Raw genomic sequence first — 11,521 nt, 5'->3', positions numbered from 1 at the left:
TACGCCTCAATGGCACGCAGCGATCAGTCCTTCACCGACGATTTTCCAGTCCTGTGTCAGGCTGTCGCTATTGAGTGCGGCGGCCTTGAGCAGCTGGTTTGCCGACAGGCCTGTGCTCAAGCAACACGCCTGGCAACGCATGACCCAATCCACGGCTTGCATGGTGGTGGCGCGTTTGGGCGTCAGCAGCGCGGTCAGGCAACTCACTTGCTCGGTGCTCCAGCCCAGCAGGTGGGCCAGCAGGCCGTTGACTGTCTCTGCTGAATGTTGCGGTAGGTCTTGGTTGGCGAGTTGCAAGTAATGCAACAGGTTTTCTTCTGACTGCGCCTGATGGCGCGCGCAATGATTGAACCGTTCGAGCAAATACAGCGTTTGAGGTGTAAGCGTTCCTGAACTGTTCGAGGCTAACCACGTGGGATGATGCATTAACACCTGTAGCGTGCTGCTGCTCAGATGCAATTTCTGGCAGGCGTCAGCGGTGCGAAGCACGTGCGCCAGCAATGGCGGTGTTTTGCCGACAGTGGTCATGATGGCCTGGACTATTTCCGTGGCATTCGTGCCGGCCATTTTCATCACGCTGGGAAGATATTCGGCGGACACGTCGGCCTTGTCGTGCAGCAGTGTTTCTACCAGGCGTTGAGGGTCGTTGGTGGATTGTGTGTGCTCCCGAAGTGCGGCCAATCGCTTTTCCAGGTTCTGATCCAACGGCAAGTCATGCCTGGCACTCTCGAACAGGCGACACCACTGCAACACATCGAGATCGTTTTGCTTGAGCCAGTCCAGGGCCCAATCCATCGCCATCAGTACGTCGAGAATGTCAGGGCCGGTGGTGGTCAGCGCTCCGGTCACCAGCGCCCGACAGAACGTATCCCCTCCCAGTAACCGGGCCAGTTCCGTGCACGCCAGCGGCGACAGGCCAAACATCCGGGCGATACGGGCCTGGCGGTAGAGTGAGGAGACTGTAGGCAAATCCTTTTTTAGCGCCAGGTACTTCCCGGTCTGTTTCACCAGCAACAACAACGCGTCTTCCGTGAGGGCGAGTCCCAGGCCCGCGCCGAGATAGCTGAGGGTTTCAAGATCCGCGGGATCGAGGTCCGTCGCTTGTTTCTCCCATGCCGGGCTGTCGAGTAAACGGGTGCGATTGAATACTTGGTCGAACAACGGAACACGTTCTGCGCAAGCGCAGGTCGGCATTTCGTACAACAGCGAGGCAAACTCCTCAGGGGTGATGCCATGGCGCCGCTTCATGTACTGATAGACCCCAAGCGCGCGCAAGGTGTTGGCGCCGAGTGTCATTGCGGTGTTGCCTTCCGAATACAGGCTATTGACGATCAGCGTATCCAGTTCGGCAAAGGCAATACCGGTCCATCGTTGCAGTCGGACCATGCGCTGCATGCGGTCGAAACGTTCGTAGGACTTGTTGCCAAACCCTCGCTGGTTCGTTCTGGTTTCAAGCACCAACGCGGGGGCGGTGTCGGGGCCGTTGATGTAAGCGGCGCCCTGGAGGTTACGCGTCGGGGGCGGGTTATGGGGCGAGATGCAAGGGTTGTATCGGCCATGCGCCAGTAGCTGCTCAACCAGTTCCGTCGTCAGCCCGGTGCGCTCCTTGAAGAATGTGAAATCACCCAGGCGCTCGACATCTTCAGTGCCATAGGCTTTTTTCAAGGCATCGAAATCGGAGGCCGAAGCGAGCGGTGCGAGCAAGAGTGCCTGTTGCGCCGGACTGAGCCCTGAAAGCAGTTTTTGCGCTTCGCCAGGCGATTGCGAAACGTGTCCATACGTTGAGCCGTCCTGGCAAAACGGCAGTTTCAGGCTGATCCGATAATTGACTTCACCCAGGGCGGGTTTACCTGCGCCCAAGCCAAGCAGGCATTGGTGGTGGTGAAGATCATAGGGCAGTGAAAAGGGATAGTGTGCGTCGGCCAAGGCCTGATGGACGGTTGTGCCGTCATCGAGACTGGCCTCGATATGGCTGCGCAACGTGTCGTTGACGATGTTGAGCATCGGGCGTGCAACCAAGGCACTGTGTGGGTCGAGCATCAGCGTGTTGAGGTCCGGTCGACGTTTCTCCAGGGGGATCTTGCGGGCGTGGGTGGAGCTGTTTTCCAACTGCCTGGCAAACAGGTACAGCGCACGCAGGTAGGCCACGGGCGAGTCGATCGCGGCGATGTCACCGTCCTTGCAAAACCGATCCCAGTTTTCCTGGAACAGTGCTTGATAGCTGATCGGCCCGGATGTCGGGTCTGAGTCCAGGCTGCGTCGCACACGGAGCTTGGTGTCGCTGGAGCAGAGTTGATGCTCCAGGTACAAGCGGCTGATCTGCCGGGCGTGGCTCGACGCATTGTCGTAGGCCTGCCCGGCATCTGCATCGCAGTGCTTGGCGAGCGCCTGGGCGAACTGCGTCTTGCCCTGGCGCAGGATGTCGAATACCGACGTCAGTCCCATTCGCTGCAGGGCGGTCTTGAAATCGGTTTTTGCAGCGTCCTCTCCGTCTGGGGAGGCAACGAGCTTGTGCAACAGCGAGTCGTTGCTTACGTCCATGTGTGGTCATCTCCTGTGCGGACGGAATGTGCTTGTTCAAGCGAAAACCGTACAGGAGCGTGCAGAGAAAGGCGGTAGGACCGGGGGCGGGAGATTTGTACGAAAGAGCGATTCGTGGGCTGCGCGGATGCAAGTCCTGTGGGAGCGGGCTTGCTCGCGAAGGCGTCGGATCAGCCAGCATTAAGTTGACTGACCCACCGCCATCGCGAGCAAGCTCGCTCCCACAGTCGGCGGACGTTAGACGCGGAAGTGGCTGACCAGCATCTGCAACTGATTACCCAACCGTGCCAGTTCCACGCTGGAAGCGGCGGTTTCTTCGCTGGCGGCGGCGGTCTGTTCGGACACGTCGCGCACGTTGATGATGCTGCGGCTGATCTCCTCGGCCACGGCGCTTTGCTGCTCGGCGGCCGCAGCGATCTGCTGGTTCATCGACTGGATGTTCGACACCGTGCGGGTGATGTTTTCCAGTGACACGCCGGCCTTGCGGGTCAGGGCCACGCTGCTGTCGGTGAGGCTGCGGCTGTTGTTCATCACGGCCGCTACTTGTTGCGTGCCGTTCTGCAGCCCGGCCACCAGGCCTTCGATTTCTTCGGTGGATTTCTGCGTGCGCTGGGCCAGGCCACGGACTTCGTCGGCCACCACGGCAAAACCACGTCCGGCTTCACCGGCGCGTGCCGCTTCGATGGCCGCGTTGAGCGCCAGCAGGTTGGTCTGCTCGGCCACGGCCTTGATCACGTCCATGACGCTGCCGATCTTGTCGCTTTCCTGTTGCAGCACGGTCATGGCGTCGGTGGAACGCACCACCTCGCTGGCCAGGCGTTCGATCTGGGCGATGGCTTCGCTGACCACCTTGTCACCGGCACGGGCTTCGCCGTCGGCGGCGGCCGCGGCCTGGGAGGCCTCTTCGGCGTTGCGGGCCACTTCCTGCACCGTGGCGGTCATTTCGTGCATGGCGGTCGCGACCTGATCGGTCTCGACTTTCTGGCTGTTGACCCCGGCGCTGGTCTGCTCGGTCACGGCGGACAGTTCTTCGGCGGCGCTGGCGATCTGGGTCACGCCATCGCGGATGCCGCTGATCAGGTCGCGCAGGGTCACCCCCATGCGCGCGATGCCTTGTTGCAGCACGCCCAGTTCATCGCGGCGAGTGACGATGACCGTGTGCGACAGGTCGCCACCGGCAATGCGCTCGACCACGGCCAGGGTATCGCGCAGCGGGCCGGTGATCTGGCGAGTGATGATCACGGCTGCAATGACGCCAACCAGCAGCGCCAACAGGGTGCTGACCAGTTGCAGGGTGCGCGCCTGGGCACTTTCGGCGTCGCGGCGGTCGAGTTGGATCTGGTACAGCTGTTCGCTCAGCGTCACGATTGACGCGCCCTGGTCGGTCATTTCCTTGCGTGCCTGTACCGCGTCGGCGGTGGCCAGCTTGAAGGCCTGCACGGCGCTGCGGTATTGGGCCAGGGCGTTTTCCAGTTGGCGCAGTTCATCCTGGCGGGCACTGGAGAAATGCTCGTTCAGCGGCTTGAGCGAGGCGATGGCGGCGTCCAGCTGGGTGACGGCCTTGCGTTCGGTGTCGGCGTTGCTGTTGGCGGTGTAGCCGCGCACTTCATAGCGGGCCAGCATGAAGTCCTGCTTGGCCTGGGTGATGGCCTGGAACTGGGCGAAACGCTCGTCGCCGACACCCATTTTCCGCACGTCCGAATCCAGGGTCTCGATCAGCTTATAGGCGATCTCGGCGTTAGCGCCCATGGCATCGCGGGCGGTGTTGCCCGTGCGGTAGGCGCTGCGCATTTTGTTCAGGGACACCTGGTAGGCGCTGATGACTGCGCTCTGCTCCTTGAGCAACTTGACGTTTTCCGGGCTCTTGAAGCTGCTGAGCAGGGCGTTCTGTTGTGCCACGAAACCATCGAGGGTGGTCTGCACGTTTTGGGCGGCGGTCTCGTCACCGTTGGTCAGCATGTATTGCAGGCGCGTGACTCGAAGCTTGGTCAGGCCGGCGTTGAGCTGGGTGATGTCGCTCATCCAGTTGCTGCGGTCGATCAGCCCGCCCAGGCTGGTCCAACTGGTCAGGGCCAGCAGGCAGGTCAGTACCAGCACCAGGCCGAAGCCCAGGCCCAGTTTCATGTTGACGCTAATGTTGCCAAACCAGCTGTTCATCAAATTCCTCCAGGAACGTTGTGCTGCTTGATCGTCGGTACGCTGGAAGATTGTTGTTGTTAAGAGCCAGCAAGAGCATGTAACAGGGCTATATCGGCGGTGGGTTCAAGATCTGTAAGTTTTTTTCCGGCTATCTGTGGGAGCAAGGCTTGCCCGCGATGAAGGCGATGCGGTCTGCCACAGAATCGAGGTGTCTGTTTCGCGAGCAAGCTTTGCTCCCACACTAAGCTTTTTTTCACATCTGTTTCACCGACTGCCTACGTCGGCCTCTCTACTGTCGCGCCAACGAATGACTGGGTGGATGCCGTTGGGGCGGCTTGATGTGGAACTGAGACTGAGCCTTTTCGGCCTGAGGCGCTCGATCAATACGCGCCGCTTTGTCCGTTACCGAAACGCTGTGGTCGTGCTGGCTTCGGCGCTGCTGGTCATCCCGTTGACCCTCTGGCTGCTCAGCCCGGCGGCGATACCGGACCTGGCCCACGGCAACGTCGCCGGCGCCCGGGCCTTGGCCGCTGGCTGGGCCAAGGGCGAGATGATCGTGCTGGTGCGTCATGTCGAGCGTTGCGATCACTCCAAGGCCGCGTGCCTGAATGATCGCGAAGGCATCACTGACCGGGCCCGTGCCGTTGCGGTGGAGTTGGGCGCGCGGTTCGAGCAACTGGGCCTGGGCAACGCCGACCTCTACAACAGCCCTCTGGTGCGTGCAGTCCAGACGGCGGGCTACATGTTCAACAAGGTGAGTGCTGGTGATGATTGGCTGAGCAATTGCCGCCGCGATCTTCTGCGCAATGCCCTGGCCCACAAGGTCTCCGGGCGCAATCTGATCCTGGTCACCCACAGCGAATGCATGCAGGCATTGGAAACCGCGTTCCAGCGGCCTACCTCGACGTTTGGCTACGGCGCTTCGCTGTTCGTCTCCGCTGCCCAGCCACAAGCCCCGCAGTTGCTCGGTTTTATCGAAGCCTCTGACTGGCGCTCGGTGGCGTTTCAGTAATTTTTCCCACGATTAGGACCGCCCATGCTGACGTCTGCTCGCGCCCGTTTCTACGGGCTCAATCTCGGAATTCCCCTGGTCTGCGCCGCGGTGGTGTTCTTGCTGTTCGACTTGACCCGCATCGACATCGCCTTCAGCAATTTATTCTATGACCCAGTGCACCAGGTCTTTCCGTTGGAGCACGTGCGGCTGTTCGAGAAAATCACCCATAAATGGGCCAGGATCATCCCGAACTGGACCGGCGAGGCGGCGATTATCGGGGCGCTGCTGTCGTTTGTCTGGACGGTCTTCCAGCCGCAAAAGCGCCCGGGATTACTTCGCTTGTTGGAGAAAACCCGGTTGGCCACACCGTTGCGTTTTGCCCACAAACACCGTCGCGACTTCCTCTACGTGGTCGTCGCCTTTTCCCTCAGCACCGGGGTGATCCATTACCTCAAGGGCCACACCAGCGTGTACTGCCCGGTGGAAACCACCCAATACGCCGGCAAGATCGAGCACAAGGAATGGTTCCAGAATTTCGACCTGCTGAAAGTCGCCGGTGATGGTCGCTGCTGGCCCGGCGGTCATGCGTCCGGCGGCTTTACGATGCTGGCGCTGTATTTCGTCGCCCGCCGCTACCGCTGGCGTCATTCGAAAGCCTTGATGCACGGGGCGCTGGTCTTGGGGTTTGTCTACGGCACGACGCGGGTCCTGCAGGGCTGGCATTACATGTCACACACGTTCTGGGCGGGGATTTTTGTCTGGTTGAGTTGCTTGCTGATGGCGTTGCTGTTTTATGGGCGGGCGGCCTTGGAGCAGCCAGTGTTGAAACCACAGCGAGCGACGGCAACGGCTGCCTTGCCTGCGTCGGGCAGTGCACATTCGTCAGCCTGAATGCAGGGCAAAAAAAAGCCCGCTGGGAGAGCGGGCTAAAACCTTAGTTTCTTGAATGAGCGAGGCGACTGTACCCAATCACGCGGGGGCGTGGGGTGAAGAAAAGTTTATGAGGTCGCCTCCCTGCACGACCTCATGCCTGCGGACTCTTCTCACCGCAGATCAAACCGATCCAGATTCATCACCTTGACCCACGCCGCGATGAAGTCCTTGACGAATTGCTCCTGCGCATCCGGGCTGGCATAGACTTCGGCCAAGGCCCGTAGCTGGGCGTTGGAGCCGAAGACCAGGTCGACACGGGTGCCGGTCCATTTGACCTGGCCGGTCTTGCGGTCGCGGGCCTCGAAGGTTTCCTGGGTGTCGGAAAGGGGTTTCCATTCCACGCCCATGTCGAGCAGATTGACGAAAAAGTCGTTGGTCAACGTCCCGGGCCGTTGGGTAAAGACACCGTGCGCAGTGTGGCCAGCGTTGGTGTCCAGTACCCGCAGACCGCCGATCAATGCCGTCATTTGCGGGGCGCTGAGGGTCAGCAGTTGGGCCTTATCGATCAGCAACGCCTCGGCGGACACGCGGTACCGGCCCTTGAGGTAGTTGCGAAAGCCATCGGCGATAGGTTCGAGGAAACCGAACGACTCGACGTCCGTCTGCTCCTGGCTCGCGTCCATGCGTCCCGGCGAGAACGGTACCGTCACGCTGAGCCCGGCATTTTTCGCGGCTTGTTCAATACCGGCGCTGCCGGCCAGCACGATCAGGTCTGCCAGGGAGATTTTCTTGCCGTCGGATTGGGCGGCGTTGAACTCGCCCCGAACCTTGTCGAGGGTCGCCAGCACTTGGGCCAGTTGCTCTGGCTGGTTGGCCGGCCAATCTTTCTGCGGGGCCAGGCGCAGGCGGCCACCGTTGGCGCCGCCGCGTTTGTCGGAACCACGGAAGGTGGAAGCCGCGGCCCATGCTGTAGACACAAGCTGTGAAACCGTGAGGCCCGAGGCCAGTAGCTTGCCTTTGAGGGCGGCGATGTCACTGTCGTTGACCAGCGGATGGTCGACCGCCGGGATAGGGTCTTGCCACAGCAGTTCTTCGTTGGGCAGTTCCGGGCCGAGGTAGCGTGAGAGCGGGCCCATGTCGCGGTGGATCAGCTTGAACCAGGCGCGGGCAAAGGCGTCGGACAACTGGTCCGGGTTTTCCAGGAAGCGCCGGGAGATTTTTTCGTAGATCGGGTCGAAGCGCAGCGCCAGGTCGGTGGTCAGCATCGTTGGGTTACGCCGTTTGGACGGGTCATGGGCATCGGGGATGATGCCCGCGCCTGCCCCGTTTTTCGGCGTCCATTGGTGTGCGCCTGCCGGGCTCTTGGTCAGTTCCCACTCGAAGCCGAACAGGTTCTCCAGGTAGTTATTGCTCCAACGAGTGGGGGTGGTGGTCCAGGTGACTTCCAGGCCACTGGTGATGGTGTCGGGCCCCTTGCCGGTGCCGAAGGTGCTCTTCCAGCCCAGGCCTTGCAGCTCCAGGCCAGCGGCTTCGGGCTCGGCGCCGACATTGTCCGCAGGGCCTGCGCCGTGGGTCTTGCCGAAGGCGTGGCCACCGGCAATCAATGCCACGGTTTCTTCGTCGTTCATGGCCATGCGGGCGAAGGTTTCGCGGATGTCCACCCCGGCGGCGACCGGGTCCGGCTGACCCTCGGGGCCTTCCGGGTTGACGTAGATCAGCCCCATCTGCACGGCGGCCAGCGGGTTCTCCAGGTTGCGTCCATCGTCAGTGCGGCTTTCTTCGTTGCCAGGCTCGGCCACCAATTGGCCTTCGCCGGGGTCTTGCATGGCCGCTTTGTCGGGCTTGCTGTAGCGAACATCGCCCCCCAGCCATTTGTTTTCCGAACCCCAGTAGACGTCTTCATCCGGTTCCCAGACATCGGCGCGGCCACCGGAAAAACCGAAGGTCTTGAAGCCCATGGATTCCAGCGCGACGTTGCCGGTGAGGACGATCAGGTCGGCCCAGGAGATATTGCGGCCATACTTCTGCTTGATCGGCCACAGCAGCCGACGCGCCTTGTCGAGGCTGACGTTGTCTGGCCAGCTGTTGAGCGGTGCAAACCGCTGCTGGCCGGAACCGGCCCCACCGCGCCCGTCACCGGTGCGGTAGGTGCCTGCACTGTGCCAGGCCATGCGGACAAACAGCGGTCCATAGTGGCCGAAGTCTGCCGGCCACCAGTCTTGCGAGTCGGTCATCAGTGCATTCAGGTCTTGTTTCAGGGCCTGGAAGTCCAGGCGCTTGAACGCTTGGGCATAGTCGAAATCCTCGCCCATGGGGTCGGACAGCGAGGAGTGCTGGTGCAGGATCTTCAGATTCAGCTGGTTCGGCCACCAGTCGCGGTTTGTCGTACCACCGCCAGCGGCGTGATTGAACGGGCATTTCGATTCGTTTGCCATGAGAAGCTACCTTTGGTCGTATTCATCCAGCTATCCAGCCCGGCCGGGCTTCGAATAGCGACAGGCGAAATAGATGACACAGGGCGCAGGGCTCACAGTTCGCTCAACTGATCGTGTGCGGCCACACGGCAACGCGGGAGATGTCTGGTTACCCATTCGGTGGCCCACGGCAAGCCCAGTACGGTTCTGAACGCTTCGTATCTCTTTGTCAGGTTTCACGGGCCGGATTGCACCAGCCTGAATTCAGGCTAGTCCTCCTTTGCCAGATAGCTAATAGGCGCAGTATTAACGGTCGATAGGGATAATCTTTTATCGAAGCCAAGCGGCGAGGCAGATGATATGAATGGCGCCTGCCGTGACGGACCCAATAATGAACAAATGCCCGCGCAGCACGGCCTTCCACGAAGCCGGTCATGCCCTGGCTTTCTGGTGGAACGGCCAACCGATAAAACGCATCACCGTGCGTACCAAGGCTGAAGCCTGCACGGGTCCTCTGTTCGACCTGCGCGGCAACCCTCAATACGCAGAAGGGTGGGTGGAAGCGGACTACCTTGTCCCGTGCCCGGCATTCGACGCCCCGGGGATCGCTGAATTCCTGCCCTCGATGGTCGATGCCATTGAGCGTGACCTGCTCCATTGCTTCGCGGGGCCAGTGGCCGAAGCAGTCTACCGGCACCGTCGGTCCGACCGGTTGATCAGGGGCAGCGGCCGCGGAGACCTGGACCGGGGGCACGAATTGATCAGCCTGCTGCCACCGCGCAAATTGCTCGACGCCCAATCCCAGGCCATCTCCCGCTGCAGTTGCCTGGTGCACCGTTACTGGCCGGCTGTCAGCGCCGTGGCGGGCTTTCTGCAAGAGCACGGCACGGTTGAGGGGAACGCCGTCACAGCGCTGTTGTGCGAGATGACCGGGGAGCGTCCGATGTCGCTTGGCCATCAAGTGGCAAGCCTCGATTCGTGATCAAGGCGTTGCCACTGGCCCTATCCGACTCGGATGAAGCCACTACTCGCTAGCGCTTCACTGTTTCCTCAAGAGAGAAGCGTCCCAGTGGGTTTTGTTGGAAGTGCTCGATGTTCTTGCGCGAAATATTGATGTACGGGCTGTAGTAGAGATCGATCCAGTTGACGTCCTGCTTGGCGATCACCTGAAGATCGGTATACATCTGCTTGCGCTTGGTCGGGTCCACTTCTACCCGCGCGGCCGCGACCAGATCCTTGACCTTGTCGTTCTTGTAGCGGGTCATGTAATTCATGTTGGTGTCATGTCCCAGCACGAATGTGGTCTTCTGGTCCGGGTCGAGGATGTCGTTGGTCCAGTACATCACGGACAGATCGTAATCGCCGTCGATCAGCATTTGCCAACTCTGGGTTGGGTCGACTTTCTGCAAGGTGGCTGTCACGCCGACCGCTGCGAGCTGTTGCTGGACCAGCACGGCGATCTGCTCGTCGGCTTCATTGCCCGCATTGACCACATAGTTGAGCTTCAGGCCTGAGGCGCCTGCATCCGCCAGCATTTTCTTGGCTTTTTCCGGATCGTACGGGCGCTGCAGATTATCGGCATTGTGATAAAGCGCGCCTTTAGGAATGTAGGAATAAGCCACCTGGCCATGGCCGAATGTCACGGTATCGACCAGGGATTTTTTGTTGATCGCAAGGTCCAGGGCCTGGCGTACTTCAGGCTTGCCCAGCAGTCCGTGCGCATGGTTGATCAGCAGATGATCCTCGCGGGTGGAGGGATCCATGTGTACGACCAGGTTGGGATCTTTCTTCAGGGTTTCGACGCGCGAGAAGGGCACGAAGATCGCCGAATCCAGTTCACCGGCCTGTACCTTCAACATCCGCGTATTGTCATCGGGGATGGAGATCCATTCCACGCCATCCAGGCTCACCTTGTCGGCCTGCCAGAAGTTGGGGTTCTTCTCCAGCACCACGCGATCGCCGCGTAGCCACTCCTTGACGATAAAGGCGCCAGAGGCGACGGGGTCCTGGGCATAGGCTTCCTCCCCCATTTTTTCCATGGCCTTTTGCGACAGGATGGAGACGTTGGGCAACGCCAGCTGCGCGAGGAAGGGCACTGAAGGGCTCGTGAGTGTCACCACCAGTGTCTGCGGGTCGGGCGCCTGGGCCTTGTCGATAATCTTGTAGGAGTCGCTCCACAGCGACCCTTTGTTGTCGCGAATGCGCAACAGACTGAACGCTGCATCGCTGGCGGTAATCGGTGAGCCGTCGGAGAACTTGGCCGAGCGTAGTTTGAAGGTATAGGTCAGGCCATCGTCGGAAACCTGCCAGCTTTCGGCCAGCCCCGGCACCAGCTGGGTGCCGGTGTTGTCGACGCGCACCAACACGTCGTAGACATTGGAGAACACCCAGTTATCACGGTTCTGCGCGCTTTTGATCGGGTCGAACGTCGTACTTTCTTCACGGCAACCGATAGTCAGCACGCCTGCTGCCTGGGCGACACCGGCCGCCAGTGTGCAAACGGTCAACGTTGCGGCGGTCAGTAACTTCAAATGTTTCGATCGCATGGTCAAACTCCCTA

General features: G+C 60.7%; 7 protein-coding genes and 1 pseudogene. 3 read left to right on the top strand and 5 right to left on the bottom strand.

Annotation, left to right across the window (positions count from 1 at the left end; translation table 11 throughout):
* Positions 1-6: 6 nt before the first annotated feature.
* The 3 genes and pseudogenes from AB4O09_RS26910 to AB4O09_RS26900 form a co-directional block, all read right to left on the bottom strand.
* A complete protein-coding gene (locus AB4O09_RS26910; RefSeq protein ID WP_460107725.1) occupies positions 7-2,541 on the bottom strand; it encodes a Tc toxin subunit A in 2,535 nt (844 codons plus the stop codon).
* 237 nt (positions 2,542-2,778) lie between these two features.
* The gene (locus AB4O09_RS26905) at positions 2,779-3,483 is read right to left on the bottom strand and encodes a methyl-accepting chemotaxis protein (protein ID WP_411741697.1); all 705 of its coding nucleotides are present in this window, start codon (positions 3,481-3,483) and stop codon (positions 2,779-2,781) included.
* A gap of 201 nt (positions 3,484-3,684) precedes the next feature.
* Positions 3,685-4,563, bottom strand: a pseudogene (locus AB4O09_RS26900) (methyl-accepting chemotaxis protein); the annotation flags it as partial.
* 457 nt (positions 4,564-5,020) lie between these two features.
* On the opposite strand from AB4O09_RS26900, the gene pmrG reads away from it, so the two are divergent.
* Both pmrG and AB4O09_RS26890 read left to right on the top strand, forming a co-directional pair.
* Complete coding sequence (gene pmrG, locus AB4O09_RS26895; protein ID WP_460107722.1) at positions 5,021-5,692, top strand: lipopolysaccharide core heptose(II)-phosphate phosphatase PmrG; 672 nt, start codon at positions 5,021-5,023, stop codon at positions 5,690-5,692.
* A gap of 24 nt (positions 5,693-5,716) precedes the next feature.
* Positions 5,717-6,565 (top strand): phosphatase PAP2 family protein, encoded by an 849-nt coding sequence (locus tag AB4O09_RS26890; protein WP_003197580.1) that lies wholly within the window; start codon positions 5,717-5,719, stop codon positions 6,563-6,565.
* Between the two features lie 152 nt (positions 6,566-6,717).
* On the opposite strand, the gene katG is transcribed toward AB4O09_RS26890, so the two are convergent.
* A complete protein-coding gene (gene katG, locus AB4O09_RS26885; protein WP_460104822.1) occupies positions 6,718-8,982 on the bottom strand; it encodes a catalase/peroxidase HPI in 2,265 nt (754 codons plus the stop codon).
* 370 nt (positions 8,983-9,352) lie between these two features.
* Here katG and AB4O09_RS26880 point away from each other — a divergent pair, with 370 nt between their 5' ends.
* The gene (locus tag AB4O09_RS26880; protein ID WP_028237581.1) at positions 9,353-9,943 is read left to right on the top strand and encodes a hypothetical protein; all 591 of its coding nucleotides are present in this window, start codon (positions 9,353-9,355) and stop codon (positions 9,941-9,943) included.
* 49 nt (positions 9,944-9,992) lie between these two features.
* On the opposite strand, the gene AB4O09_RS26875 is transcribed toward AB4O09_RS26880, so the two are convergent.
* Positions 9,993-11,507, bottom strand: coding sequence for an ABC transporter substrate-binding protein (locus AB4O09_RS26875; RefSeq protein ID WP_431092783.1), 1,515 nt, complete (start codon positions 11,505-11,507; stop codon positions 9,993-9,995).
* Between the last annotated feature and the right edge of the window lie 14 nt (positions 11,508-11,521).

The organism is Pseudomonas sp. H1_F01, assembly GCF_054681425.1.
Note: the sequence above shows the minus strand (reverse complement) of the source record. Positions and strands in the feature narration are given on the sequence as shown.